Below are 25,045 nucleotides of genomic sequence, written 5' to 3'. Positions count from 1 at the left end.
TGCGAAGTGCGGATGCGGAGTGCGGAGTGCGGAGTGCGGAGTGCGGAGTGCGAAGTGCGGAGTGCGGAGTGCGGATGCGGATGCGGAGTGCGGAGTGCGGAGTGCGGATGCGGAGTGCGAAGTGCGGAGTGCGCAGGGAGCCCTCCTCGGCCCTCGGCCCTCGGACCTTGTTCAATGCGCCAACGAGGGCGCTGCGTAAAACTGCGATCTCTGCCCTTGGCGACGCTCAGCCTCGCTGGGGGGGTTAGCGGGGCGCGGCCAGCCAGGGCCAGAGGAGCTCGACGGCCTCCTCGACGCCGGTCGCCGGCACCGGGTCGACCGGTCCTGCGGCGAGCAGCTCCGCCAGCGGCGCGGCGATACGCCCGGCGGCGAAGTCCGCCGGCGACACGCAGCGCATCGGGACCTGCCGCGCGAGCCAGTGTACCAGCGGCGGTTCCTCCGGCCAGTCGCCGCGGGGCACCGACAGCACCGGGATGCCGTGGCAGGCGGCCTCGGCGAAGGTGCCGTAGCCGGGCTTGGTGATGACGGCGTCGCAGCACGCGAGCACGTCCGCCACCGGCAAGGCGTCCGGCCCGGCGGCGGGGCCGATGAGGCGGGCGTCGGGCCGGTCGGCGAGCGCCGGGATCGGCGTCAGCAGCAGCACATCCGGCGGCAGCGGCGCCGCCGCGGGCAGCGCCAGCGAGCCCGCGCCGCCAAACTGGATCAGCACCAGCCGGGTGTGCTCGGCGACGCCGAGCCGGCGGCGTAGCCCGGCCGGGTCCCGCGGGCGCTGGTGCGCTATGGGGCCGATGTCGCGGCCGTTCGGCAGCCAGGCCATGGGCATGCTCGGCGCCGGGCGCAGGAAGAGCTCCGCCCCGGCGTAGCCCTCGCGCAGGTGCGCGACCAGGGCCTCGGGCAGTCGGTGGCCCACCGGGCTCTCGGCGAGGATATCGAGCCAGCTCAGCGAGCAAAGGCCCACCGCGGGGATGCCGAGCTGGCGGGCGGCGGTCAGCGGCAGCCAGGGCACGTCGGCCAGCAGCAGGTCCGGGCGCAGCTCCGCGAGCAGCGCGCGCTGGCTCGCGAGGTGGCGGTCGTGGTCGGCGTCGAAGGCGCTGTAGACGGCCAGGCCCTCGTCCCAGCGCACGCGGAGCGGCCCGTCCATCGGCAACGCGACGTCCATGGCGAGATCGATCAGGATCGTGCCCGCGGGCATCCGCTCGCGCACGAAACCCGCGTCGACGGTCGCGGCCAGGGTGATGCGAAGGTCCGGGTGCCGTTGTCGCAGTCCATGCGCGATTGCGCTCGCCTGGGTCACATGGCCGTAGCCGTGGGCGGTGGCGGCGATGAACAGATGGGCGGGCGTGGCGCGAGGCACCGGGTTAGCCGGCCGCGTCAGGTGGCCGCCGGCAGGTGCACGGCGACCCACACGCAGCAGGGCGACGTCGATGTCGCGACGACGCGGTGGGGCAGGTGGGCCGGGATCAGCAGGTGATCGCCCGCGGTGAGCTCCACCGGCGTGCCGTCGAGATCCAGGGTCGCGTAGCCCTGGAGCAACAAAACCCACTCATCGCTGGCCTGATCGTACAAGACAGGCGCCGGCTGCGGGCTGCTGACGATGCGCTCGATATGCACACCCTCACGGCGGGCGAGGGTCTGAAACTCCTCTCCGTGCTCGAGCATCGGCACGTGCGCGAAGAGGTTCTGCGGCTGGCGCGGCCGTGGGCGGGGTTGGTCTGCGCTGGTCGGCATGGGTCTCGGCCGGTTGCTTGTATCAACAGCCCAACTGTCTTGATCGAAATCGAAATCGAAATCGAAATCGAAATCGCTATCGACCCCGTGCGTAGCCCACTCGTTGGCGCCATGCAAAGGGCCGAGGAGCGCTCCCTTAATCCTTAGGTCCTTGGGCCAAATCGCCGTGAAATTTGACTCATCTGCAGGGACTTGGCGCTTTCGGGCAACTTAGGTGCCCGCCGCGCAAGCGTCAACCCTCCGCCAGTGCCTTGATGTGCGCATTCAGCCGACTCTTGTGGCGCGCGGCCTTGTTCGCATGGACTAGGCCCTTGCCGGCGGCGCGGTCGATGACCGGCACGGCGGCCTTGTAGGCCTCGCTGGCGGCGGCCTTGTCGCCGACGCGGATGGCCTTGATGACCTTCTTGATGGCGGTGCGCAGCGTGCTGCGCTGCGAGGCGTTGCGTTGGCGGTGGTCTTCGGCCTGACGGGCACGCTTGCGGGCTTGGGGGGAGTTGGCCATGGGGGTTCCTCGACGGTTCTCGGTTCGGGCTCGGGGTGATCGGCGCCGGGGCTCGGGTAGCGCCGATGGGGCGGTTCGGGATTTCTGCGGCGCTGCGTCCTGACGCTGACCTGAGCAAAGCTGCCAGGCCGCCGGATGTCGGGTGCCACGAAACCGCGCAGAATGTCTCAACAGCACCGAATTGTCAACGAATTCCGGCCCCTGCCCGCCAAGCCGGCACGCCCGCGCGCCGAAGCGGCCGACGCGCCTGCTCCGGTCGTCTCGCCGGTTGCCGGCCGCGCCCCGGGTGGTGACAGGTCATCAGCGCGGGCGCCTTTGCGCCGACGCTGTGCCGCCTCATTGTCGCGGCAGGGCGGGCAAGCCCGGCGGCACCCGACGGAGATCGATCATGCACACCTTCGACCCGGTTCTGCTCTCGCGCATCCAGTTCGCGTTCACGGTGTCGTTCCACATTATCTTTCCGGCCTTCACCATCGGGCTTGCAGCCTGGCTCGCGACGCTGGAGGGGCTGCACCTGGCCACGCGGCGGGCCGTCTACCGGCAGTTGTTCGACTTCTGGCTCAAGGTATTCGCGGTGGCCTTCGGCATGGGCGTGGTGTCCGGCATCGTCATGGCCTTTCAGTTCGGCACCAACTGGAGCGAGCTGGCGACCCGCACCGGGCCGATCCAGGGTCCGCTCCTGGCCTATGAATCCTTCACCGCCTTTCTGCTGGAGGCGACCTTCTTCGGCGTGCTCCTGTTCGGCCGCGACCGCGTGCCGCGCCTGGCCTACTTTGGCGCGACGCTGATGGTGGCGCTCGGCACCACGTTCTCGGCCTTCTGGATCATGGCCAACAACACCTGGATGCAGGTGCCCATCGCCTATGAGCTGGCCGGAGCGGACACGGTGCCGTCCGACTGGGGCAAGATCCTCATGAACGACGTGCTCTGGGTGCGCTTCCCGCACATGCTGGTCGGCGCCTACCTGACGACTGCTTTCTGTGTCGCGGCTACCGGCGCTTGGTACCTGCTGCGGGGCCGGCACGTGGCGCCGGCGCGGGTCATGCTCGGGATGGGGCTCGGCTTTGCCGCCCTGTTCGCGCCGGTTCAGATCGCCATCGGCCACCTGAACGGCGAGTACACGGCCGAGCACCAGCCGGGCAAGTTCACGACCATCGAGGGGCGCTGGCAGACCGAAGCGCCGGCGCGCCTCCTGCTCCTCGCCTGGCCGGACCCGGAGCAGGAGCGCAACGTCTTCGAGCTGGGCATTCCATACCTGGGCAGCTTCGTCACCAAGGGCGACTTCGCCGCCGCGGAGCCCGGCATTGTCACCGTGCCGCAGGATGAGCGCCCGCCTTTTCTGATCCCCTTCTACAGCTTTCGCATCATGGTGGGCCTGGGCCTCTTGATGTTGGCGTTGTCCTGGGGCGGGGTCTGGCTGCTCGCAAAGCGCCGCTACCGGGACCCGTTGCGCCCGCCGCGCTGGTTCCTGTGGGCGACCTTCCTGCACTTTCCGAGCGGCTTCATCGCCGTGCTCGCCGGCTGGTTCACCGCCGAGGTGGGCCGCCACCCTTGGGTGGTCTACGGCCTGATCCGCACCGAGGACGCCATCACGCCGAGCCTGAGCGGTGCGGCGGTGCTGCTGTCGCTCGCGGCCTTCGCCACGGTCTACGCGCTGATCTTCTCGGCTGGCACGCTCTACATCTACCGGCTCCTGCGCGTGGGGCTGGACGAGCCCGACGCCGGGCCGCCGCCGGCGGATCTCGGCTTTGCGCCGACCAACCCCGCCGGTGCGGCCGAGCCCGCGCCGGCGGCGCCGCGGTGGGGGCGGGCTGAGGGCTGGTGACGACATCTCAGGGCTGGTGACGATATCTCTCCGCCGCCGAGGAGCATCCGATGGAAGCCACTCTCATCTCCTTCTGGGGCGCCGTGCTGGCGCTGTCCATCCTGATCTACGTGCTGCTGGACGGCTTCGATCTCGGCGTCGGCATCCTGTTCGGCCTGAACCGCAGCGAGGAGCAGCGGCGCGACATGATGGGCTCCATCGCGCCGGTCTGGGACGGCAACGAGACCTGGCTCGTCGTCGTCGGCACCGTGCTGTTCGGCGCCTTCCCGGTGGTCTATTCGATCTTTTTGTCGGCCTTTTACCTACCGGTGACGCTGCTTTTGGTGGCGCTGATCCTGCGCGGCGTCGCCTTCGAGTTCCGCTACAAGACCCGTCGGGCGCGCTGGGTGTGGGACATCGGCTTCGTGGCAGGCTCGGCGGTGGCGAGCTTCGTGCAAGGCGCGGCCATCGGCGCCATGGTCAAGGGCCTGGCGGTGGAGGGGCGAAACTTCGTCGGCGGCCCCTTCGACTGGCTCGCGCCCTTCCCGCTGTTGTGCGGCTTCGGGCTGGTGGCCGGCTATGCGCTGCTCGGCGCCGCCTGGCTGGTGCTCAAGACCGACGGCGAGCTGCGCGACTGGGCCTATCGCTGGCTGCCGCGGCTGATGAACACCGTCGTCGCCTTCGTCGCGCTGGCCCTGCTGATGACGCTCATCGGCGACTTCCGCGTGGTCCACCGCTGGCTTGCGGCGCCCTGGCTCCTGCTGCTGCCGTTCGCCGCCAGCATCGCCGCGGGCCAGCTCTGCCTGGCGGCGGAGGCCCGCGGGCCGGACTGGCAGCCCTATGCGATGGCGTCGCTCCTGTTCTTTACGGCCTATCTGATGCTCGCCGGCAGCTTCTGGCCCTGGGTGGTGCCCTACCACCTCACCCTCGTTGATGCCGCGGCGCCGGCGTCGTCCCTCGCGTTTCTGTTCTGGGGCGCCGGCGTCGTGGTGCTGCCGGTGATCCTGATTTACACCGGAGCCGTGTATTGGGTCTTCCGCGGCAAGGTGCAGTCGGCGAAGCAATACCACTGAGGAAGGGCCGAGGGCCGAGGGCCGAGGAGAGGGCGGCTCGATGCGGAGGGCGTCCTTGGCCCTTGGCCCTCGGCCCTTCCTTCTCTGTTTGACTCAGGAGGGCCTGCCGCGCGAGGCTTTGTGTCTGCGGCGGGTGCGCGCGCGTGCGCCCGTGACGGATTTAGCGAGACGACGGAGGCGACAGATGTCCCGAATCATGGCCGTGCTGCTCGACGGTATCGCGCAGATCGAATACGACCGCGGCAAGCCGCTGCCGGACTACCAGGCGGCTTACCTGGAGAAGATGGACCGGCGCATGGACGCCGAAGGCATCGCCGTGGACGGCGCGCTGGTGCCGGCGCCGGACCAGATGCAGAAGGCGCAGTTCATCGCCGCGAATCTGGCGCACGCCATCGTCTCCGACCACGAGGCGCAGGCCGCGGCCTTCACCAGCTACCTGGCCGCTCGGCTGCCGGACCTAAAGCAGATCAAGCTCCGCCGCGACGACAACGGCTTCGGCATCGAGCTCGACTTCGAGCAGGACTACGTCAAGCAGCACCCGGTGCAGTTTATGCCGTTGCAGCGCTGAGCCGCACACGCTGCGCCGGCCTCGACGAACAAGCACCATGCGAGGCGCGGCGCCGCTCACGGCCGCGGGCCGAGGCGCCCAGCTCGGCCCTCGGCCCTCGGCCCTCGGCCCTTCTACTTTGGTGACGTTTGATGGACCTATTGCGCCTTCGCTTTTCCTTCCGCGCCATTGATCCGGTCCAGTTGCCGGAATACAGCGGCTCCGCCTGGCGCGGGCTCTTCGGACATTCGCTGCGGGCGATTGCCTGCGTCACCCGCCAACCGACCTGCAACGGCTGTCTGCTGCTGCGCAATTGCGCCTATCCGGTCTTGTTCGAGACCCCCGCCGCGGCGCTGGATGCCGCCGGCATCGGGCCGGAACGTGCGGGGCAGACCGGCCCGGACACCCTGCCGCACCCCTTCGTGCTGGAGCCCGATCTCGACGCGCCGCCGGCGATTGCCGCGGGCGGGGCGCTCGGGCTCGGGCTGACCCTGATCGGCGCGGTCGAGCAACGCCTGACCTTCGTGATCGCCGCCTTCGTCGAAGCCGGCAAGCGCGGGCTCGGGCCGACGCAGGCGCGCCTACAACTGCACGTCGTGAGCTGGGAGCGCAGCGTCGGCAGCAACGAATGGCAACCGCTCTGGAGCCCGCAGCATGGGCTCGGCCCCGCGCCGACCCCGACGGCCGCCGAGCCGCCGCCCTGTCCGGCAGCGGTGCGCGTGCGGCTCTTGACGCCGCTGCGCATCAAGGCCGGCGGCGGCTTTCCGACGCCCGGGACCTTCCGCGTCCGCGACCTGCTGCGCAATCTCCACACCCGTCTCCATCGACTCTCCCAACTCTATGGCGGTGAGCCAGGCGCGTTCGCGTGGGCGCACGTTGCCGAGCACGCCGATGCGCTCGTCGTCGCGGACATCGACCTGCATTGGCGGGACTGGCGGCGCTGGTCCAATCGCCAACAGGCACACCAGCCCATGGGCGGGCTCGTCGGCAGCTTCGTGCTCGGGGGTCCGGCGCTCGCCGCGTACTGGCCGGTGCTGTGGCTTGGACAATGGGTTCACGCCGGCAAGGGGACCGCATTCGGGCTCGGCGGCTATCGGCTGGAGCCCTTGGCAGACCCGAAGCCACAAGCCGACGGCCCGGGCGGCGGAGGAAGCCGGGGATTGCAGCCCTGAACCATCGGGCCCGGAAGGCACAGGCTTTTTTGTTATATACTCGTGCTCGTTGACGGCTGCCAGTGGCAGTTCGCCACCGAGACGTTGTATGCGCTACTGGTGCTGCTTGACCCGACTACGATGCGGTGCGAGACTTAGTACCGTTTACGCGACACGGTCGTCGATTTGGTTCGGCAGACGCCCCTAACCGGACCGATCCGATACTTGAAGGGGATTTAGACGACGCTCCCGCAATCGTCAAGCGACGTCGCATTTTTTGCGGCGGCGCTTGACCACCTCCCGCCTCGCTCGTGGTGGGGCAAACTACTTAATGGGGAATCTTAACGTGACCTAGCAATTGACTAATGCGACTACGTTTTACGATGGCGGGCAGGCGTTGTTTCGGTTTCAGTCAACCACGGCTGATTCTTGCGTCATCCCTGCGTGACCGCTTCCCGACAACCAACGCCAACGAGGTGCCCCATGCTGGCTTATCTGCCCCAAATCTCGTTCTCTAACGCTGACCTGACCGCCGTCAGCATCGCCGTTACGAGTCTCTCGATCATCGTCCAGGTGATCGTGATCTTCCGTCGCCGCGAGTAAACCCATCGCGTAACCAGTTGCCCAACGGTGGCACACCGTTGGGCCATCGTCCGTTTGCGATTCATTCACAACCGGCCGTAGGTCGCTGCGCGCTCTCTTAGCCCTTTGCGTCCTGCGCGTAGGCAAGATGAAGCTTCCGCGAGGCTGCAAAGCCACGTTTCAACGCCAAAAGGGTGAACGAAATGGCGGCATTTGAAGCACGAAGTGAAGATGACCGACGACGGACTCGGCTGACCCAACGCCCGCGTCGGTCCGCCGCACGCCGACCCGGCTCGACCCGAGGAAGTTTGCTGTACACGCATCAGGCAAATTGTCTGGTGCCGAGGCTCCGCCTCGGCACCCCATTTTCGCGGCTCTGCCGCCGAGGACGCGCGCAGCATCGTGCCCAAAGCGCTTTGCTCCGCACGATCCGTCCAAGGCCAACCCTGAAACCACGCCAACTGAGCAGCAAAGCGAGGCCGCTATGACGCGCAAGTTCGAGCACGCCGATGATTCGGTGGTTGTGGATGAGATCACCGAGCAGTGGAAGGCGGCATCGGCCGATCGAGACTGGACCAGCTACGCCTGCAAGCTCGTCACGCCGCTGTATGGGGGTGGCGTCAGTGCGGGCGTCGTGGATCAGGCGATGCCCGTGCGCGCCGCCGCGCTGCGCGGGCAGCTTCGGTTCTGGTGGCGGATGGCCTGCGCGCCGCTTGATGATCCGAAAGCGATGTTCAAGGCAGAAAGCGCCATCTGGGGTGGCATTGGCGCCAAGGGGCCGGCGGCGAGTCGGGTTCGGGTGCGGGTGGTTTCCTCGTGCGTATCCGCGTCGGATCTCGTGCCGTCGGACGCGGAGCGCGACATTGCTATTCGCTACGCCTTTGGGCCTTCCTCCATCAACGGGGTCACGCATTGGTTGCGGGCCGGTTTCGCGTTCCAGTTTCTGTTGGACTGTCCCGATGCTTGCGCAGAAGAAGTTGAGCTTGCATTGCGCTGGTGGGCGAGCTTCGGCGGATTGGGTGCGCGTACTCGTCGGGGCTTTGGTACCGTCCATGTAAAAGACCTTGCACCTGTATCTGCTGCAATGGTTGCGGATCGAGGCGGCGCGCTGCAATTGGGCCGGCAGGGCAGCGGCGACCCACTTCAGCAATGGAGGCTTGCAGTGAACAAACTGTTTGCCTTCCGACAAGCACCAGGTGTTGGCCGGCGTGCAGGGCACCCCAGGCCAAGCCGCAGCTTCTGGCCAGAGCCTGACCAAATCCGGCGTTTTTTCCCTGGCAGGGATGCCAACGGGCGGCACCGCCCCGTTCACGAGGGCGGTAACGCCTTCCCGCGGGCGGCCTTCGGCATGCCGATTCGCTTCGAATTTCCCGGTTCGCCGCGAAACGGTGAACCGGAGACAACCGAACTGCTACCCGGGGGAGGGGAGGATCGCATGGCAAGTCCGTTGGTCTTGGGGCCCTACTGGGATGGACAACGTTGGCGTCGAATGGCCTTGTTATTGCCGAAGTGGGAACGCGCGCTGAACACACCGCTTCGTTTCAAGGATCACCCGTTTACGCCGCGGCCTTGGCCAACCAATGCCGATGCGCGAGCGAGAATCGCCGCCACCGTCGCACCGATGCGCGAACGCGGGAACGATCCGCTGACAGCCTTCATGCACTTCTTCACGGAGGAATGACCCATGTCGACCTACCTGATTGCCCTTTCGTTGGGGCCGGTGCAAAGTCTCATCGAGGCCGCGCGGCGCACGCGCGATCTCTGGTGCGGGTCCTGGTTGCTGTCGGAGGCGTCGAAGGCGGCGGCATTGGAATTACATGCGGCACAACCCGGCAGCCTGATCTTCCCGTTCACGGACAACCCGGCCGAAGACTTGAGGCCGCGCGACACACCCGGCGACATCGCGAACACGTCCAATATCATTCGCGCTTCCATCGACGCGGATGATCCCGAAAAGATCTCCCGGCTGTGCGAGCGCGCCAAGGGTGCAGCGGAAGAGCGTATTGCCCGGCTTTGCCTTATTGGGAAGGACAAGCTGGGAGACAAGCTACCTTTACATGAAGACCTCTGGGACAAGCAGATCGGCGACATCCTGGAGTGCTACTCGGCCTGGACGGTCATGCGCCCCGGCGAGACCTACGGTGCCGCCTCGAAGCGCCTCGGTGGTCTGCATGCCGCGCGCAAGGCGACGCGGCACTTCCGCCCGGCGGCCACAGCCCCGCACGACGCGCTTGGTTACGGCATCCCGAAGTCTTCACTGGACGCCGCGCGAGAATCCGTACTCAAATTGAAGCGCGCGGAGCGTGATGACCCCATGTATCGCGGTCCGATGCGCAAGCTCCGGCTCGCGGGCAACGAGCAGTTGGATGCACTCGGCGTCGCCAAGCGCCTCGCGGGCGATCCGGAGCAGTTCACCGCGTATGCCCGCGTGGCCGCCGATGCCTGGGTGCAGTCATTGACCGAGGAGCAGCGGCAGGCGATTCGTCGCGACTATGAGCCCCTCGCCCGCGACGACAGCGACCTCGCGACCTTCGTCTGCGGCAACCACATCTACGACGGTCTTCCCGTCGATGGCGAGTTGCTGTACCGCTTCCGCCTGGACAATGCAAGGCAGCGCAGGGACCTGACCGAGACAGAAAAGCGGCATTTGGGTGGGCTCAACGGTACGCTCAAGGCCATTGCCGAGAAGGTCGATGCCAGCGGTACTGCAATCGCCGGCCCGGTGCCCTATGGCGTCATTCTTAAAGCGGACGGTGATCGAATGGGGGCGCTGCTGTCGAAAGCGGTCGAATCGGAGCACGCCCGCGCTATCTCTAAGGCCCTTTCCGGTTTCGCCGATGCCGTGCCGGCCATCGTGCGCAAGTATCGAGGCCATGCAATCTACTCCGGTGGCGATGATGTGCTGGCGATGCTCCCGTTGCAGCAGTCCGTCGATGCCGCCGATGAGCTGCGGCGGTGTTTTGCCACCGCCCTAAACAGCATCGCCGACACGCTCGGGATCGCGCCTGCCGAAAGACCGAGCCTGTCGGTCGGTCTCGGCATCGGCCACGTGATGGAGCCGCTCGGCTCGCTACGGCAACGCGCGGAGGGCGCAGAGAAGGAGGCCAAGGGCAACGCACTTGGAACAGACGAGACGCGCAACGCCCTCGCCATTCGGCTTGGGATTCGCTCCGGTGCCGAATACGGCTGGCGCTCCCGCTGGGACCATCCCACCGCGCTGCCAGATTTGAAGAAGCTTAAACAAGCCTTCGCCGACCGCGCGCTGCCGAGCCGCATCGCCTACGACCTGCGCGCCGTCGCCGATCGACTGAAAGGGCTGGACAAGTGGGTCGCCGAGGGTGAGTCCGATGCGGACAAAGCCGAGCGCTCGCGGACACTGGCGGGCATGCGGGCGGCCGAGACCCGACGCGTACTCGCGCGCGCCCGCACCGAGGCAGGAGAGAAAGAGATCGCGCCGGACTTGATCGACATGCTCGCCGAGCGCGCCGCCTCGATGGGAATCGGCCGGCTCGCCGACACGCTGATCATCGCCCGATGGCTTGCCGCGCGTACCGCGGCCGATGTGGGAGACAACGAGGATGGCTAAGAAGCACAAACAGCCTCCACCCAAGTACCGCAAGCAACCAACGCCCCCAGCATCGGGCTTTGCTGCGGCAACGAAGGCGGCGACCGCCGGCAGCGTTGTGCCGGAACTTGGCCAACCGAAGGCCGCTTCCGCGCCGGCTGGTGCAAAGGCATCGACGGCCGCGAAGGACCGAGCGGCGATGCGGCTCCCGGAACAGGCCGAACCGAGCCCGGTCGTGACCCTGCTGCCGCTGGCGCCGATCATCAGCCGCTCCGGCCGTCCGTTCGACGACCAGGCCGGCCCGGACAGCGCGCGCTTTCCGCCGCCGTCCACTGTCGCCGGTTGCCTGCGCACCGCCTGGGCTCGGGAGACGAACAGCCCCTTCAGCGACGCGTTGATGGAGATCGGCCTGCATGGCCCGCTGCTCGCGCGGCCTGCCCCGGATGGCAGCTTGTGTCTGTTCGCCCCGCGACCCGCGGATGCCCTTTACTTCAACATCGACGACGCGCAGCGCTGTCTGCGCGCGGAGCCCGGGCCCTTCGCCGAAGGCTGCGGGGCGGACCTGCCCGACGGTCTGCTGCCGGTCAGTCTCAGCGAGGACAGCGAGGGCAAGGAGATCAAAGGTCCTGCCTGGTGGGCATGGGAGGACCTGATCGCCTTTCGTGAGCGCCATGAGTTGAGCTTCGCGCAACTGGAAGAGCAAGGCTGGTCGCCGCCGGACGGGGACCGCCGCACCCACGTCGCCATCGAGCCGACCACCTACGCGGCGAAGACCGGTCAGCTCTTCCAGACCGAGGGGCTCGACCTGTCCTCACCGCAAGGTATCAAAGACGACCCAGGCAGCGATTTTCGCCTGCTGATCCGGCTGGAGCGCCCGCTCGGGGCAGCGCTGGCGCACCTCGGCGGCGAGCGCCGGCTGGCGCGCATCGAACCGCGCCCGACGGCGGCATGGCCCGCTATGCCGCCCGGCTGGGCCGCGGCGATCCGCGCAGCCGGCGGGCTTAGCCTCACGCTGCTGACGCCCGGGCTGTTCTCCGCGGGCTATCGGCCGGGCTGGCTCGCTAAAGCTGCCGAGGGCGCGCACGCATCCCGGCTCGTCGGCGCCCCGACTGGCCTGGCCGCACCCGAGCTTGTGCTCTGCGCCGCCGCGCTCGGGCGCTGGCAGCCTCACTCCGGCTGGGACCTGGCCAAGCAGAAGCCGCGCGCCGGCCGCAAGCTGGTCCCGGCTGGCGCTGTGTATTGGTTCGCGCTGGCGGAGCCCGAGAAGGTGACCGACTCCGACCTCGCGGCCCTGTGGCTTCGGAGCGTCTGCGACAACGAGCAAGACTGTCGCGACGGCTTCGGCTTGGCCTTGCCCGCGCCCTGGAGCCTCGGCGACGGCAAAACCCAACGAAACACTCCCGCGTGAGGGACGACACCATGCAAGCACGACTCTTTCATCTCCAAGCCCTCTCCGCGCTGCATTGCGGCACCGGCCAATCGGTCGGCGTCGTGGACCTGCCGATCGCGCGCGCCCGCGCCACCAGGCTGCCGCTGGTGCCAGGCTCCTCAATTCGTGGAGTGCTTCGCGAGGAGCTAACCCCGAAGCGAGACGGCGACGGCAGAGATGCGGAGGTGGTCGCGGATCTGTTCGGCCCGAAAGCGATCGTCGAGAACGAGAAGGCCTTTGCCGGGGCGCTGGCGATCGGCGATGCCCATCTGCTCTGCCTGCCGGTGCGCGCCCTGGCCGGTGTGCTTTGCTACGTGACATCTCCGTTCATCCTGGCGCGCTATGCGCACGACCTCGGCATGACCGGACGCGGTCTGCCCGCGGGTCTGCCGACGCCAGCCAGCAGTAGCGACGCCCTCGTGGCGGAAGGCTCTGTCAACCTGATGGGCAGCACACTCGTACTGGAGGACCTCGACCTCACGGCGGGCCAGAACGCCGACACCACCGCGTGGGCCAAGTGCATCGCGGAGCAGGTCTACGCCGCGGACAGCACCGCCCAAGCGGACCTGATTGCGCGTTTCGCCATCGTGCCCGACGACGTACTGAGCTATCTGTCGGAGACCGCCACCGAGTTGCGCGCGCGCATCGCCATTGATGACCGGACCGGCGTCGTGAGAAAGGGCGCTCTCTGGTACGAGGAGAATCTCCCGGCCGAGACCATCCTTTGGGGCGTCTACGCGCTCGCGGGCTCCATGAACACGGAAAGCAAGAAGAGGCGTACCGCCGAGGAATTGGCGCGACTCCTGCCTGCCGACGGTAGGCTGCTTCAACTCGGCGGCAAGGCCGGCGTCGGCCGCGGCCTTGTGCGGCTGTATATCTAGGAGGGCAGACAGATGACCGCGATTCGCTCACACCTTGTCGCCGTGGCCGCGTTCGAAAGCGTGAGCGCCCGTACCGGCGAATCCTTCAAGAAGCAGTACGGCGCCTTAACGCACAAGCTGCCCGTGCTGATCCTCCAGAACGGCCTCGCCCAGGCCAGCGGCTTCCTGCTCGCCAAAGGCGAGAATGAGCATCTGGCCGTATTGAATGATCTGCTCGCCGTGCTGCGGCAAGGCGGGTCCACAAATGCCGCGGACGCCCGTAGCTTCCACAGCGAGATCATTGCGGCGGACTTGTCTCGGACCATGCAGCTCACCCGCCACGCCCTGGATGCCGCCGCCTGGATGAAGCGCTACGTACAGGGCGAGCTCGGCATCACAGCGACGGGCGACACCCTCGCGGAGGCCCGGGCCGAAAAGAGCGGTGAGGAAGGCGCCACCGAGGAGGCTGGCCAATGACCGCCCTCATCCGCAATGACCTCCGCAATGCCTATACGCGGGCGCGGGATGCCCATGCGGGGTTGTTGATCCAAAGGGGTTATCAGGACTACGACAACGAGACCGAGGCTGGGCGCGTGCGCAAAACCGGCCACATCCAGCGGATTTGCGCCGTCCCACCGAGTACCTTCTACGTCAACGCCTACCAACGCTGGAGCGACCTGGTACGCCGAGAGGGCCTGCGTTTTCGGGTCATCGAGTTGACGCTGGAATCGCGGCTCTTCATCGGGCTCACCGCCGGCGGCATGTTGGAGACCGGCTGTGCCATCCATCACAGCTATGGCATGCCCTACCTGATGGGATCGAGCATCAAGGGCGCCGTCGCCGCACATGTCCGCGCCAGCCCATTCGGCAAGGTACACGCGGAGATCTGCAACGATCTGTTCGGCGCTGAGCCGTCTACGGCGCATCCCGTTGGGTTGGCCGGCGTCTACACCTTCCACGATGCCTGGTGGGTGCCCGGCTCCGCAGCATCCCCGATGGTGCAGGAGGTGGTCACCACCCACCATCTGGATTACTACGGCAAGGAGGGTGAAGTGCCCGCGAGCGATCTCGATAGCCCGGTGCCCAACGCCCAAATCGCGGTGCAAGGGGCCTTCCTGTTCGCGATTGAAGGCCCGCCAGCCTGGATGCATCTGGCCGAGGCCATGCTGCGATCGACGCTCGTGGAAGCGGGCATCGGCGCCAAGCGTCGCGCCGGCTACGGCTACTTCGTCGGCGCGGCTGGCGGCGATGACGCCGGCTGTGGGCGCTGCCCTTGGGTCGATGAGACGATTATCGCGCTGGTGCAGGCCAATCGCTCCAAGGAGGACGAAGTTCTTCGCGGCAAGGGGCTGGCCGAGCGCTGGCAGGCGATCGACGACCCGGACCTCAAGGCCCGCGCCCTGGCCGATATCCGCGCCCGCTGGCAGGCGCGCGACTGGTGGGAAGACCCATCCGGCAAGTCTGCCCGGTTGGCCAAGGCAATCTATGCGCCGCCGGACTGAGCAAGTCCGCCGATGGGGTGGACCTCTCAATGCAATGGAGGAATTGGATGCCCGCTGAACTAGGGCCTGTTATTTTCTCGTTTCTCGGCACCGGCGATTACAAGCCGACCTGCTATGCCTTGTCCGCAGACTTGACTGCAACGATTGAAACGCCATTCGTCGCCGTTGCCCTGGCACGGCTGTATGCTGCGAACGAAGTCGTTGTGTTCGCCACCAAGGAAGCGGAGACGAAGAACGGTACTCTGCTGCGCAACGCATTCACCGCAACTGCCATCCCTGAGCCTCGCTTCGAGTCTCTACCAAGCGGACAACGATCCGCAGAGCTTTGGGATGCTTTTGATCGGATAAGAGAAAACTTGGAGGCGCGTGCGGAACGTCCGGTTCTTTTCGATATCACTCACGGCTTTCGAGCGCAGCCGTTCTTCGCCGCAGCCGTGATCGCCTATGTGCGCGCCCTCGGTCGGGGGCCCGAGGACTTGCGGGTAGTCTACGGCGCCTGGGAAGCGCGCGACCCCGAAACCAACGTCACGCCGATCTGGGATCTGACGACCTTTTCCGATCTGATCGATTGGAGCAACGCGCTCCAACGTCTGGTCTCGACGGGGGATGCCGCCGGCGTCGCCGCGCTCGCGGACGCCCTCGGTCGGAGGTTGGCGCGGGATTGGGCCGCGGGCGGGAAGCAAGGGCCACGTCCCGAGCTGGAGAAACTCGCCCGAGCCTTGCGGGGGTTCGGTGAAGCCTTTGCAACCTTGCGCTTCGGCGAGCTGCTGCTCGGCAAGCCGCGGTGCAGCGGCGGTGGCAAGGGCTCCTGCGCCGACGAGCTCCTGCGCAACATCGAGTCCAGTCGCACCGAGGTCGGCGAAGTCGCCCCGCCGTTGGCGCCGCTGTTGGACGAGATCGCAGCGATGGCGCGTCCGTTGTCTGGCAGCTATGCCGACCTGCGGGATCCAGCTGGTCAACGGGCGCTCGCCGATCTGGTCAAGCTGTACTTGCGTTTCGGGCGTGTGGCCGAGGGTGCCGCCGCGCTCCGAGAGGCTTGGGTCACCGCTTACGCGGAGCCCGGTGCGACCGTCCCGGGCGATGAGCAGGGGTTCGACAAGTCGGCACGCACGCGCGCAGAGGAGCGGTTCAATCGGCTTGAGGCGGCGGCCAAGAGTATCGCGGACGTGCGCAACGACATCGAGCACGCCGGCTTCCGGTCACGGCCCCTCCCGCCTCGAACGATCAGAGAGCAATTGCATCGACTCGCCGAGGAGTTCGAGTCCAAATTGGACGCGGGGAGTTTGCCATGTGCTTGGGTCGACGCTGCGCAGTCCGCTAGGACGTACTTCGTCACCCGACACCCCGGCGCACGCGATTGGGCGCGCGCGGAGGGCATCGTGGTGGACGAGCTGATCGAGCATCTCGAAGCCGACACCATCCAGCCCGGCGACACCGTCATCGGATCCCTGCCGGTGAACCTCGCTGCAGATGTCTGCGCCCGCGGGGGGCGTTATCTGCACTTGACGCTTCCGCTGCCGCCGGAACTGCGTGGAAGGGATCTGACCGCCGAGGATATGCGCCGGCTCGGGGCGCGGGTCGAAGGGTTTCGGGTCTTACGCGAGAAGTGACGCAATGTGGGATACCGCTATCGTCTGGGCTGAGGCCATCAAGCATTTCGTCGATACCTACCTGGACCCGCTTGGGATCGTACTCGGGCTTATCCTGGCGTTCCCGATCTTCGGGACTTGGTGGGAGGTCACCGTCGGCCGACGTCGGCGCGAGCGGCGCTGGTTCCAAGAGATTCGCCGCAGGCCCGGGGAACGGCCGGCGATCCTGATCCTGGACCTCTTGCCGGGGAGAAGCATTCGCCCTGCGGTCGAGCAGTATGTTCAACACGACCCCGGGCTGGCGGCGATCTCCACGGAGCGTATCTTCGTGATCGGGCGCGACTTGAATCTGACGCCGGACGATCTGCCGGAGTTGCGTCGAGAGCTCAGGGACGCGGGGGCGCGGATCTACGCCAACGGCACCGATACGTTGCATTATTTCCATGCGGGGCCGACCTTCGTTGCGGCTCTCATCGGCGCCGAATTCGCAAACGGTTGTCGCGTCATGCTTTATGGTCACGACCAGGGGACCTATGTCAATTTCGGTCCGTTGCGGATGCACTGATACGGGTCTGCGCTACGGAACGCAGTGTGTTCCCGCTGCATGCTATGGCGTCGTCCGCGAAGCGCACTTGGATAACCTCGATGTCCCGATCCGCCATCCACCCTCCGACTATGGCTGACACCGCAACCGCGGTGTCGGGGTTCCCTGCCGGCCTGGACCGAGCCAGCCTCACCGCCCTCGCCCAACAGCATCGCTGGCGTCTGGTCGTGCTGTTCGGCTCCGTTGCGCGCGCGGGCCGCGGCCGGGACTTGGACCTCGCGGTGCTGCCGGCGGGGGTGCCCGATCTGCTGGAGCAGGGTCGCTGGCAGGCGGAGTTGGAGGCACTGGCGGCGCCGCGGCCGGTGGACCTGCTGCTGATGCAGCCAAGCCTGTCGCCGGTGACGCGCTTCGAGGTATTCCGCGCCGGGGTTTGCCTGTTCGAGGCCGAGCCGGGGCTGTTTGAACGGGAGCGGGACCGCGCGTTCTTTCTGCATGCGGATAGCGAATGGTTCCGGCATCAGCAACGCGAGGTCCTTTATGGCACCGAACATGACTGAAGTGCTGGAGCGAAAGCTCGGCTTCCTGAATCGCTACATCACGGATCTCGGCGCCTACGCCGGGCAGGATGAGGCCGCTCGGCTGCGCGAGCACTACACGATCGAACGGCTGCTGCAACTGCTGTGCGAGTCGGCAGCAGATATTGCGCTGCAATTCCTGAAGCAAGATGAGGAAACCCTGCCTGCGAGCTATCGGGAGATCTTCGGCAGGCTCGCCGCGAAGGGCAGTATGCCTGAGCCTTTGGCTAAGGAGTTGATTGCGGCCTGCGGAATGCGCAACGTGTTGACGCATCTTTACGATGAGATCGATTTGGGCCGCGTCACCGCCGCCGTCGAGCCGGCCGTGAGGCTATACACGGCGTTTCGAGACTGGAGCCTGAATCGGCTCGCCGGTCCAAAGTCAAACACGCCGGGCTAATCGCCGCCGTGGCGGCTGCGATTGGCCCGAGAGGCGAGCGCGCCAAACCGGAGCACCATGATCTACCTGCTGAACACGCCTATCCTGACCGCCTACGGCGACTTCCGCTTCTCCGGCCCGATTGCGCCGGAGGTGGCGCGGGCGCGTGTTGCGGGCGGCTTCCAATCGGCCATCGGACATCGGCCGGCGGCGGATTTCTTGTCGCGGCTGCTCGGGCTGCCGGTGGGCGCGGTGCGGGTCAGCATCGAGATGCAGCCCGGTGATGCGGCTTTGGTGCTGCGCCTCAGAGGGCGGCTGGCGGAGGGGCGGGGGCTGAGCGCGGAAGAGATGGCCGCCATGCCCTTCGAGCTGGGCTGGCTGGAGCGGTTGGCGTGAGGCCGGGAGCCTTCGCCGCGGCGCTTCCGGCATTGCGGCGGCTGCGCGTTCGCGGCGCCGAGCCGCTTGCTTCGTCGGCATTGACGTAACCAAGGAGACCTTACCGCCATGAACGAGACCGCCTTCGCAACCGACCCCGCCCTCTGGGAGCTGATCGACCGCATCAGCACGCTGCTTGGGCTCGCGACCTCCGTTGTCGCGATCGTCGTCGGCTCTTTGGCTTGGGTGAGACGCGACCGACTGCGGGCGTGGTTGCGCGGCAATCGCTTCCCGAAGGTCGGCGGGCTGGCGCGGGACGACGCGCACTGGACGGCGCTGTTGTTCACGGTGAGCCGCGCCGAGGTGCCGGCTTGGGTGATGGAGCGGGCGCGGCCGACTTGGGTGGGCTTTGTCGGTACCGCGTTCAGCGGGGACGCGGTGCAGGGCCTTGTGGCGAAGGCGCAAGCGCTCGGCATTCGCGTCGTCGGCTCGCGCGAGGTTGCCGATGCCGATGACCCCGAAGCGGCGCGCACCGCAGTGCACGCGCTGCTTGCGGAGCTCAAGCGCAACGGCGTCAGCAACGTGGCCGTGGACGTGACCGGCGGCAAGGTACCGATGAGCCTCGGTGCCTTCATGGCGGCGGAGGAGGCCCGCGTGGATTCGCTGTATGTCACGGTCGGCTACGATGAGCAGCACCAGCCCAAGCCGGAGACGGCGCGCGTCCGGTGCGTCTCGCGGCCGCGGCCGGCGGGGGCGGTGAGAGCGGCTTGAGCCGCGACAATGCAGCGCCGGCGGTGACGTCGCGGATCGCGGCTAAAGCCGCTCCCACGGAGATTCGCGGCTGAAGCCGCTCCCACCAGGGTCGCGGCGCGGAGCGCCGCCGGATGCGTGACACCGCCGGAGCGGTGTCACGAGACGCGACTTATTGACAAGCTTGCCGCCGGGCGTACACGGAAGCGCCCAGCATTAGTCTCCTATGCAGTCACTAAACGACTGCGTCCCGGAGGCGCACCATGCTGCAACGCTTGTATCCCGTCACCTGGGCCCTGCTGCTCATCCTCGGCCTGCTGCTCTTTGCGGTAGCGGCGGTGCTGGAGGGGCAGGTGCTCTATGCCTATCTCGACAGCCTCTGGCTCGCGCTCGGTCTCGCCGTGGCGCTGGAGGGGCTCAAGGTGCTGGTCATCGTCATGCACCGCTTCCTGCACAGCCAGCAGACGGTGCGTTATCCGCACACGGTGCGCGGCGTCGTGCTCGGCTTCCGCTGGATGCTGCTCGGGCTTTCCGCCGCCTGCTCGCTGATGTACCTCGCCGGTCATCTGGATCGCCCGGCGCTGGAGCAGGTGCGCGGCGCCGATCTCGCGTCCGCCCAAGCCCGCTTCCAGGCCGACACCGAACGCGAGCGCGCCGACGCCGCAGCCCGCCGCACCGACGCCCTCGCCGCGCTCGATGCCCAAGACCTGCGCGAGCGCGAGGCCATCGCCGCGCGCTACCTGCCGGCCATCGCGGCGCTGGAACAGCAGCTCGACGCCGAGATGGACAACGAGGTCGGCGGCGTCTTCATCGGCAAGCGCTACCGCGCCATCGAGCAGCGCCTTGCCGACGAGAAGGCCGCCTTCGAGCGCGCCCGCACCGAGCACGACGCCAACGTTGCCGCCCGCCGGGCCGAGCTGCTCGCAGCGCTCGACGGCGCCGAGGCCGCGCAGACCGCCGCGCGTACCGAGCGCCGCGACCGCGAGCTCGCCGCCATCCGCGCCAGCGGCTACGAGGGCGACTCGCGCGTCGAGCACGCGCTGGCGCGCGCCTTCGTCAACACCCTGGACGCGGTGTTCCCGGAGCCGCCGACGGTGCTCCAGTTCACCTTCTTCCTCGCGCTGTTCCTCAGCGTGACGATGGAGCTCGGCATCTGGGTCAGCTTCGAGCTGCTGACCACCTCGCGCTTGCCCGTTCTCGAAGCCTGGCACCGCGCCGCGCTCGTCGCGGACAGCAAGGCCGCCGAGACGGCCTCCGCGCTGCACGGCTTCGCGCTCGACGGCGAGCTGGTCAAGGCCCGCGTGCGCCGCAGCCGCGAGGCCATCGAGGCCGGCCTGCGCGAGGGCGCAGAAGACAAGCTTGCCGATGGCGGCCCCGGCCCCGCCCGTGCGGCCTAATGGCGGCACGGCGGAAGCCGTGCCGCCTTTGGCCGGTGCGAGCCAGCAGCCCTCGGCCCTCGGCCCTTGGCCCTCTCGCATCGGCTTCTCCAGGCGGCGCCCTCAAGCAATCCAGACAACAACCCAGGACCATCGCCATGTCTCTCGACGACACCCTCAACAACGTCCCGCTGATCGAGCGCGAGCCCAAGGCCATTGCGCCGCACCTCGAGCACAACCGCATGCTCGTCGGCCGCGCCATGCAGCGCGACGAGGAGCGCTTCCTCGCGCGGCTCTTCCCGAGCGAGGCCGAGCGCGAGGTGCGCCGCCACGAGCTTGACCAGCTCCGCTCCGGCTTCGAGTACCGCCGCCGCGCCCTGCACCTGGCCGTGGAGACCAAGCTCCAGGCCGTGCAGGAGATGTGCAACGACGTGCTCGTCACCGGCAAGGCCGAGATGCGCCGCAAGCGCCACGAGTTCTTCGCCGAGGAGAAGCTCAAGCTCCAGCAGACCATGAACCAGGTCACCGAGCGCTTCAACGCCGAGATGGAGCGCCGCTTCGACGCCATCGCCAAGCTCCGCCACGAGTCGCTGCGCGACGCCGAGGAGCAGCGCCTGCTGCGCGCCGTGGACCAGTTCCACGAAATGCTCGACCAGCTCGGCGGCGAGTTCGTCGCCATCATCCACGAAGGCGTCAGCGCCAAGGCCTGAGCGCCGCCACCCAGCGAGGAAACCGCCATGCAGCAGCGCCGCGTCGCCGTGATTGCGTACGACATCAGCGACAACCGTACCCGGCGGGCGGTGCTGCGCATCCTGCGCGAGTGGCGCCTCGACGGGCAGAAATCCGTGCACGAGTGTCTGCTCACCGAGGCCGAGGCCGCCGAGCTCATCGCCCAGCTTGCGGGCGAGATGGACCCGGACACCGACCGCCTGCTGCTCGCCTGGCTGGAGGCTCGCCGCCCGGCCCTCGCCCGCGGTCGCGGCAGTCCGGACACCACCAACCGGCTGCTGCTCGCGGTGCGCTAAGCCGGTGAAGACGGGCTGGCTCTCGCGCCTGCCGAGCCGACCTGGAGGTCGGCTCTCCGGCCGTGCCCTCCGCCCGCTCTCCCGCCACGCTCCCGCCGTGGCGTTGACTGGAGTGTTGACCTCCTGGTCAACACGGACCAAGCGCGTTGCACGGCTCCGACAACGGCAACGACAACGGCAACGGCAACGACAACGACAACGAGCGGACACGCAATCACGAGCAACTTCTATGGACCGCAAAGACTGGTACCTGCTCGCCTACGACATCGCCGACCCGCGTCGCCTCAAGCGCGTGCACTACCGCATGCGCCGCGAAGGCGTCCCGGTGCAGGAATCGGTGTTTCTGGTGCAGCGCAACCGACGCGGCATGGACCAACTGCTGGACATGCTCGCCAAGATCATGGTCGCCGCGGAAGACGACGTGCGCGCCTACCCCGTCGCCGACCCGGCCGACATCTGGATGCGCGGCAAGGGCATCGCCCGCGCGGGACTGCTCGCCGACGCCCATCTGACCGCCGCCGCGCCCGCCCCAGGGCAGCGCGACCAACCCGCCCGCGCCCCGGTCAAGCCCGGCTGGTGGCGCGGCCTGCTCGGCGCCGGTCGCAGCGCCGATCGGCCGGCGCCAGCGCGCGCCGCGGCCGGCAGCGGCGCACGCCCCGCTGCCGCGGATCGGCCGCGCACCGCCACCCGCACCGAGCGCCGCCGCAAGCCCTGAGCAGACCCCGCAGCACCACCACCAAGGAGCCCGCCATGACCACCGACCTCATCCTCGTCATCGACCGGCGCGACACCCGTGTCGAGCTCAACGGCAAGGCGCTCTGCGTGCGCCACGGCGACGCGCCGCCCGAGCACGTCCCCCTCGGCGTGCTCGGTCAAGTCATCGTGCACGGCAAGGCGCTCATTGCCTGCGACGTCTGGCGTGCGCTCGCCGAGCGCGGCATCCCCGGCGTGCTGCTGCCGGCCCGCGGGCGCAGCCCCGCCGCGCTGGTCGGCGCCGCACTCGGCGCCACCATCGAGCTGCGCACCGCCCAGCACCGCGCCGCCGACCGCCCCGAGCTGGCGCTCAGCATCGCGCGCCGGCTGCTCGCGGCCAAGCTCGACGCCCAGCGCCGCGCCGCCCTGCACCTGGCCGCCGCATCGACCGGCGCCGCCGCAGCCCCCAACGCCCTCGCCGCGCTCACCGCCGCCCTCGATGAGGCCGGCGACAAGCTCCAGCGCGCGCGCACCGTGGGCACGCTGATGGGCTTCGAGGGCGGCGCCGCCGGCGCCTGGTACCGCTGGCTCGCCGGCTGGCTGCCGGACGCCTGGCAGTTCGCCGGCCGCAACCGCCGGCCCCCGCGCGACCCCGTCAACGTGCTGCTCTCGCTCGGCTACACCCTGCTCGGCGGCGAGATGCTCGCGGCCGTGCAGCGCCAGGGGCTCGACCCCGCCCGCGGCTTTCTGCACGGCATCGTTCCCGGCCGCGAATCGCTGGTGCTCGACCTCATCGAGCCCCTGCGTCCGTCCGTGGACTGCGTCGTGCTCGGGCTTCTCGACAGCGTGCTCGTCCCCGCCGACTTCACCACCGGCACAACCGGCTGCCAGCTCGGCAAGGACGGTCGCGAACGCTTCTACCGCGCCTGGGCGCAGGCCCGGCGCGACTGGCCGGATCTCGCCGCGCTGCCGGCGGTGCCGGCCGCCTCCGCCCCGGCCGACCGAGACACCGCGACCGCGGACCCGCACCCGGCAGCCGCCACGGCGCAGACCGACGCGGTCGACGCCACCGACACCAGCCTGCCGCAGCTCTGCGGGCGCCGCGTCGACACCCTGCGCCGCTGGCTCAAGCCGGCGCTGCCGCAAGCCGAGTAGCGCCGCACAGCGCCGGCGCGCGCAACCAAGCGCGCCGCACCAGCAGCGCCGCACCACCAGCCGCACCACCAGCCGCACCAAACGCCGCACCGACCGTCCGCCCCACAGCGCCAACCCGAGAAGCCCCCATGCCCAAGCCCCTCGACGACATCCTCAGCCCCGAGACCCTGAACCGCGCCTGGAAGACCCTGTCCACCGACCACGCCGTCTGGGATGCCGGCATCCCCCGCACCGAGATGGAGCGCAATCTGCTGCTCCACCTGCTGACGCTGCGCGACGACGTCGCCGCCGGCCGCTACCGCCCGGCACCGCTGCGCCGCTTCGCGGTCGCCAAGGCCGACGGCAAGCAGCGCGTGCTCTCGGCGCTGTGCCTGCGCGACAAGCTGCTCCAGAAGGCCGTGCAGCTCGTGCTAGAGCCGCGCGCCGAGCAGCTCTTCCACCACGACAGCTACGGCTACCGCCCGCGCCGCAACGTCGAAATGGCCCTTGATCGCACCCGCGAGCGCATCCGCTGCGGCCTGCACTGGCTGGTGGACGCCGACATCAAGGGCTTCTTCGATAACATCCCGCTCAAGCCCCTGCGCCGCACCGTCCGGGACTTCGTCGCCGACGCCCGCCTCATGGCCCTCATCGACCAGTGGCTCGACGTCGGCGCCGCGCACAGCAGCTTTCTCGCCGCCCACCGCGGCATCCCCCAGGGCGCCATCCTCTCGCCGCTGTTCTGCAACCTCTACCTGCACGCCTTCGACAGCGCCCTGGATGCCGCCAAGGTCCCCTTCGTGCGCTATGCCGACGACTTCCTGCTGTTCACCGCCGACAAGGCCGACGCCGAGCGCGCACTCGACTTCGCCCGCCGACAGCTCGAAGCCCTCGATCTCCAGCTCAACGCCGAGAAGACCCGCGTCGTACAGAGCAGCCCGGAGGTCGTCTTCCTCGGGCAGTCCCTGCCGCGGCCAAGCCAAACCCCGGGCTTGCGTCCAGCGCGTCAGCGGCTACAATCAAAGCCGTTGCGACCGCGCCGAAACGGCCCGATCGCTGTACAAAAGCACAGTACCTAGGCCCGCAACGAAAGTTAACTTTTTCGGAAACTTCTCGTGCTCGCTCGGGTCGCCGCAACTCACTGTTCTGCAATCGGAAAGTATTTGTCAAGCTGTCCGACCGCTGCCCCGAATTGAAGGGGATTGAGACTCTCTCACTCATAGCGACTTACCTCAAAAGTTCGGTCCGACCGCTGCCCCGAATTGAAGGGGATTGAGACACTCAATGAAAGAGTGCCAATACGATTGTGTCTGTCCGACCGCTGCCCCGAATTGAAGGGGATTGAGACAGTGCGGGGCTGGGCGGCCGACTGGGTCGGCGGGTCCGACCGCTGCCCCGAATTGAAGGGGATTGAGACGGGTCCCATCGTTCAGGGTAATGGGGCCGTTGTCCGACCGCTGCCCCGAATTGAAGGGGATTGAGACAGACGCCTCAGCACACTGTTCCAGGAGTTGTGCGTCCGACCGCTGCCCCGAATTGAAGGGGATTGAGACCGTGTCGGCTCTCCCCTTTCTCCATACTTTTCTGTCCGACCGCTGCCCCGAATTGAAGGGGATTGAGACCGGGTGGTGGGGGATTGTTCGGGTGGTCGCGTTATGTCCGACCGCTGCCCCGAATTGAAGGGGATTGAGACAACAACGCTCGCGCATGTACCAGTGAAAAGTGGTCCGACCGCTGCCCCGAATTGAAGGGGATTGAGACTGATTGAGACACCCGATGCACGAGTAACGTCATGTCCGACCGCTGCCCCGAATTGAAGGGGATTGAGACTGTGTCGCTTGTTTGTTTTGCAATAGTGCGGA

General features: G+C 67.9%; 25 protein-coding genes and 1 CRISPR repeat array. Of the genes, 22 read left to right on the top strand and 3 right to left on the bottom strand.

Annotation, left to right across the window (positions count from 1 at the left end; genetic code table 11):
- Positions 1–244: 244 nt before the first annotated feature.
- From ML01_RS12450 to rpsT, 3 genes are all read right to left on the bottom strand, one after another.
- The gene (locus tag ML01_RS12450) at positions 245–1,354 is read right to left on the bottom strand and encodes a hypothetical protein (protein ID WP_254045237.1); all 1,110 of its coding nucleotides are present in this window, start codon (positions 1,352–1,354) and stop codon (positions 245–247) included.
- A gap of 17 nt (positions 1,355–1,371) precedes the next feature.
- Positions 1,372–1,728, bottom strand: coding sequence for a cupin domain-containing protein (locus tag ML01_RS12445; RefSeq protein ID WP_082674225.1), 357 nt, complete (start codon positions 1,726–1,728; stop codon positions 1,372–1,374).
- 232 nt (positions 1,729–1,960) lie between these two features.
- Positions 1,961–2,230, bottom strand: coding sequence for a 30S ribosomal protein S20 (gene rpsT / locus ML01_RS12440; RefSeq protein WP_058555725.1), 270 nt, complete (start codon positions 2,228–2,230; stop codon positions 1,961–1,963).
- Between the two features lie 388 nt (positions 2,231–2,618).
- Here rpsT and ML01_RS12435 point away from each other — a divergent pair, with 388 nt between their 5' ends.
- From ML01_RS12435 to ML01_RS12330, 22 genes are all read left to right on the top strand, one after another.
- Positions 2,619–4,055 (top strand): cytochrome ubiquinol oxidase subunit I, encoded by a 1,437-nt coding sequence (locus ML01_RS12435; protein WP_058555724.1) that lies wholly within the window; start codon positions 2,619–2,621, stop codon positions 4,053–4,055.
- A gap of 50 nt (positions 4,056–4,105) precedes the next feature.
- The gene (gene cydB, locus ML01_RS12430; protein ID WP_058555723.1) at positions 4,106–5,107 is read left to right on the top strand and encodes a cytochrome d ubiquinol oxidase subunit II; all 1,002 of its coding nucleotides are present in this window, start codon (positions 4,106–4,108) and stop codon (positions 5,105–5,107) included.
- Between the two features lie 184 nt (positions 5,108–5,291).
- Entirely contained in the window at positions 5,292–5,675 is a 384-nt protein-coding gene (locus ML01_RS12425; protein WP_156427689.1) for a hypothetical protein, read from the top strand.
- 131 nt (positions 5,676–5,806) lie between these two features.
- Positions 5,807–6,826 carry a CRISPR system precrRNA processing endoribonuclease RAMP protein Cas6 gene (gene cas6, locus ML01_RS12420; protein WP_058555721.1) on the top strand — a complete coding sequence of 340 codons (1,020 nt, stop codon included), beginning with the start codon at positions 5,807–5,809 and terminating at the stop codon, positions 6,824–6,826.
- Positions 6,827–7,871: 1,045 nt separating this feature from the next.
- On the top strand, positions 7,872–9,068 hold the full coding sequence (locus tag ML01_RS27265) for an RAMP superfamily CRISPR-associated protein (RefSeq protein ID WP_082674224.1): 1,197 nt from the start codon (positions 7,872–7,874) through the stop codon (positions 9,066–9,068).
- A 3-nt stretch (positions 9,069–9,071) separates the two neighbouring features.
- Positions 9,072–10,973, top strand: a complete 1,902-nt coding sequence (gene cas10 / locus ML01_RS12410; protein WP_058555719.1) for a type III-B CRISPR-associated protein Cas10/Cmr2 — start codon at positions 9,072–9,074, stop codon at positions 10,971–10,973.
- A gap of 178 nt (positions 10,974–11,151) precedes the next feature.
- Positions 11,152–12,360, top strand: a complete 1,209-nt coding sequence (locus ML01_RS12405; protein WP_254045236.1) for a type III-B CRISPR module-associated protein Cmr3 — start codon at positions 11,152–11,154, stop codon at positions 12,358–12,360.
- A gap of 11 nt (positions 12,361–12,371) precedes the next feature.
- Entirely contained in the window at positions 12,372–13,262 is an 891-nt protein-coding gene (gene cmr4, locus ML01_RS12400) for a type III-B CRISPR module RAMP protein Cmr4 (protein WP_058555801.1), read from the top strand.
- A gap of 12 nt (positions 13,263–13,274) precedes the next feature.
- Positions 13,275–13,718 (top strand): type III-B CRISPR module-associated protein Cmr5, encoded by a 444-nt coding sequence (gene cmr5, locus ML01_RS12395; RefSeq protein ID WP_082674222.1) that lies wholly within the window; start codon positions 13,275–13,277, stop codon positions 13,716–13,718.
- Positions 13,715–14,743 carry a type III-B CRISPR module RAMP protein Cmr6 gene (gene cmr6, locus ML01_RS12390; RefSeq protein WP_058555717.1) on the top strand — a complete coding sequence of 343 codons (1,029 nt, stop codon included), beginning with the start codon at positions 13,715–13,717 and terminating at the stop codon, positions 14,741–14,743. The genes cmr5 and cmr6 overlap by 4 nt, the downstream gene beginning before the upstream one ends.
- A 47-nt stretch (positions 14,744–14,790) precedes the next feature.
- Positions 14,791–16,353 carry a CRISPR-associated protein Csx16 gene (csx16, locus tag ML01_RS27260; RefSeq protein ID WP_162268015.1) on the top strand — a complete coding sequence of 521 codons (1,563 nt, stop codon included), beginning with the start codon at positions 14,791–14,793 and terminating at the stop codon, positions 16,351–16,353.
- Positions 16,354–16,357: 4 nt separating this feature from the next.
- On the top strand, positions 16,358–16,897 hold the full coding sequence (locus tag ML01_RS12380) for a hypothetical protein (RefSeq protein ID WP_058555716.1): 540 nt from the start codon (positions 16,358–16,360) through the stop codon (positions 16,895–16,897).
- Positions 16,898–17,007: 110 nt separating this feature from the next.
- Positions 17,008–17,433 carry a nucleotidyltransferase family protein gene (locus tag ML01_RS12375; RefSeq protein WP_162268014.1) on the top strand — a complete coding sequence of 142 codons (426 nt, stop codon included), beginning with the start codon at positions 17,008–17,010 and terminating at the stop codon, positions 17,431–17,433.
- Complete coding sequence (locus ML01_RS12370; RefSeq protein ID WP_254045234.1) at positions 17,426–17,851, top strand: DUF86 domain-containing protein; 426 nt, start codon at positions 17,426–17,428, stop codon at positions 17,849–17,851. Before ML01_RS12375 ends, ML01_RS12370 begins: the two co-directional genes overlap by 8 nt.
- A gap of 57 nt (positions 17,852–17,908) precedes the next feature.
- Positions 17,909–18,226 carry an STIV orfB116 family protein gene (locus ML01_RS12365; RefSeq protein ID WP_058555714.1) on the top strand — a complete coding sequence of 106 codons (318 nt, stop codon included), beginning with the start codon at positions 17,909–17,911 and terminating at the stop codon, positions 18,224–18,226.
- 108 nt (positions 18,227–18,334) lie between these two features.
- Positions 18,335–18,976, top strand: coding sequence for a hypothetical protein (locus ML01_RS12360; RefSeq protein WP_058555713.1), 642 nt, complete (start codon positions 18,335–18,337; stop codon positions 18,974–18,976).
- A gap of 242 nt (positions 18,977–19,218) precedes the next feature.
- Entirely contained in the window at positions 19,219–20,352 is a 1,134-nt protein-coding gene (locus ML01_RS12355; RefSeq protein WP_058555712.1) for a hypothetical protein, read from the top strand.
- A gap of 137 nt (positions 20,353–20,489) precedes the next feature.
- Positions 20,490–21,041, top strand: a complete 552-nt coding sequence (locus ML01_RS12350) for a hypothetical protein (protein WP_058555711.1) — start codon at positions 20,490–20,492, stop codon at positions 21,039–21,041.
- Between the two features lie 27 nt (positions 21,042–21,068).
- Positions 21,069–21,356 (top strand): CRISPR-associated endonuclease Cas2, encoded by a 288-nt coding sequence (locus tag ML01_RS12345; RefSeq protein ID WP_058555710.1) that lies wholly within the window; start codon positions 21,069–21,071, stop codon positions 21,354–21,356.
- Between the two features lie 229 nt (positions 21,357–21,585).
- Positions 21,586–22,071: a CRISPR-associated endonuclease Cas2 gene (locus ML01_RS12340; protein ID WP_058555709.1), complete on the top strand. Its 486-nt coding sequence runs from the start codon at positions 21,586–21,588 to the stop codon at positions 22,069–22,071.
- 35 nt (positions 22,072–22,106) lie between these two features.
- Positions 22,107–23,204 carry a CRISPR-associated endonuclease Cas1 gene (gene cas1 / locus ML01_RS12335; RefSeq protein WP_058555708.1) on the top strand — a complete coding sequence of 366 codons (1,098 nt, stop codon included), beginning with the start codon at positions 22,107–22,109 and terminating at the stop codon, positions 23,202–23,204.
- A gap of 128 nt (positions 23,205–23,332) precedes the next feature.
- Positions 23,333–24,262 (top strand): reverse transcriptase domain-containing protein, encoded by a 930-nt coding sequence (locus ML01_RS12330; protein WP_082674220.1) that lies wholly within the window; start codon positions 23,333–23,335, stop codon positions 24,260–24,262.
- 94 nt (positions 24,263–24,356) lie between these two features.
- Positions 24,357–25,013: direct repeats of the CRISPR family, unit length 36 nt; unit sequence GTCCGACCGCTGCCCCGAATTGAAGGGGATTGAGAC.
- Positions 25,014–25,045 lie beyond the last annotated feature (32 nt).

The sequence above is a fragment of the Thiohalocapsa sp. ML1 genome, from assembly GCF_001469165.1.
Classification (GTDB): Bacteria; Pseudomonadota; Gammaproteobacteria; order Chromatiales; family Chromatiaceae; genus Thiohalocapsa.
Note: the sequence above shows the minus strand (reverse complement) of the source record. Positions and strands in the feature narration are given on the sequence as shown.

Coding starts and splice junctions, on each gene's coding strand:
- ML01_RS12445 (WP_082674225.1), bottom strand. CDS start 1,728: ATGCCGACCAGCGCAGACCAACCCCGCCCACGGCCGCGCCAGCCGCAG.
- rpsT (WP_058555725.1), bottom strand. CDS start 2,230: ATGGCCAACTCCCCCCAAGCCCGCAAGCGTGCCCGTCAGGCCGAAGAC.
- ML01_RS12435 (WP_058555724.1), top strand. CDS start 2,619: ATGCACACCTTCGACCCGGTTCTGCTCTCGCGCATCCAGTTCGCGTTC.
- cydB (WP_058555723.1), top strand. CDS start 4,106: ATGGAAGCCACTCTCATCTCCTTCTGGGGCGCCGTGCTGGCGCTGTCC.
- ML01_RS12425 (WP_156427689.1), top strand. CDS start 5,292: ATGTCCCGAATCATGGCCGTGCTGCTCGACGGTATCGCGCAGATCGAA.
- cas6 (WP_058555721.1), top strand. CDS start 5,807: ATGGACCTATTGCGCCTTCGCTTTTCCTTCCGCGCCATTGATCCGGTC.
- ML01_RS27265 (WP_082674224.1), top strand. CDS start 7,872: ATGACGCGCAAGTTCGAGCACGCCGATGATTCGGTGGTTGTGGATGAG.
- cas10 (WP_058555719.1), top strand. CDS start 9,072: ATGTCGACCTACCTGATTGCCCTTTCGTTGGGGCCGGTGCAAAGTCTC.
- ML01_RS12405 (WP_254045236.1), top strand. CDS start 11,152: ATGCGGCTCCCGGAACAGGCCGAACCGAGCCCGGTCGTGACCCTGCTG.
- cmr4 (WP_058555801.1), top strand. CDS start 12,372: ATGCAAGCACGACTCTTTCATCTCCAAGCCCTCTCCGCGCTGCATTGC.
- cmr5 (WP_082674222.1), top strand. CDS start 13,275: ATGACCGCGATTCGCTCACACCTTGTCGCCGTGGCCGCGTTCGAAAGC.
- cmr6 (WP_058555717.1), top strand. CDS start 13,715: ATGACCGCCCTCATCCGCAATGACCTCCGCAATGCCTATACGCGGGCG.
- csx16 (WP_162268015.1), top strand. CDS start 14,791: ATGCCCGCTGAACTAGGGCCTGTTATTTTCTCGTTTCTCGGCACCGGC.
- ML01_RS12380 (WP_058555716.1), top strand. CDS start 16,358: ATGTGGGATACCGCTATCGTCTGGGCTGAGGCCATCAAGCATTTCGTC.
- ML01_RS12375 (WP_162268014.1), top strand. CDS start 17,008: ATGGCTGACACCGCAACCGCGGTGTCGGGGTTCCCTGCCGGCCTGGAC.
- ML01_RS12370 (WP_254045234.1), top strand. CDS start 17,426: ATGACTGAAGTGCTGGAGCGAAAGCTCGGCTTCCTGAATCGCTACATC.
- ML01_RS12365 (WP_058555714.1), top strand. CDS start 17,909: ATGATCTACCTGCTGAACACGCCTATCCTGACCGCCTACGGCGACTTC.
- ML01_RS12360 (WP_058555713.1), top strand. CDS start 18,335: ATGAACGAGACCGCCTTCGCAACCGACCCCGCCCTCTGGGAGCTGATC.
- ML01_RS12355 (WP_058555712.1), top strand. CDS start 19,219: ATGCTGCAACGCTTGTATCCCGTCACCTGGGCCCTGCTGCTCATCCTC.
- ML01_RS12350 (WP_058555711.1), top strand. CDS start 20,490: ATGTCTCTCGACGACACCCTCAACAACGTCCCGCTGATCGAGCGCGAG.
- ML01_RS12345 (WP_058555710.1), top strand. CDS start 21,069: ATGCAGCAGCGCCGCGTCGCCGTGATTGCGTACGACATCAGCGACAAC.
- ML01_RS12340 (WP_058555709.1), top strand. CDS start 21,586: ATGGACCGCAAAGACTGGTACCTGCTCGCCTACGACATCGCCGACCCG.
- cas1 (WP_058555708.1), top strand. CDS start 22,107: ATGACCACCGACCTCATCCTCGTCATCGACCGGCGCGACACCCGTGTC.
- ML01_RS12330 (WP_082674220.1), top strand. CDS start 23,333: ATGCCCAAGCCCCTCGACGACATCCTCAGCCCCGAGACCCTGAACCGC.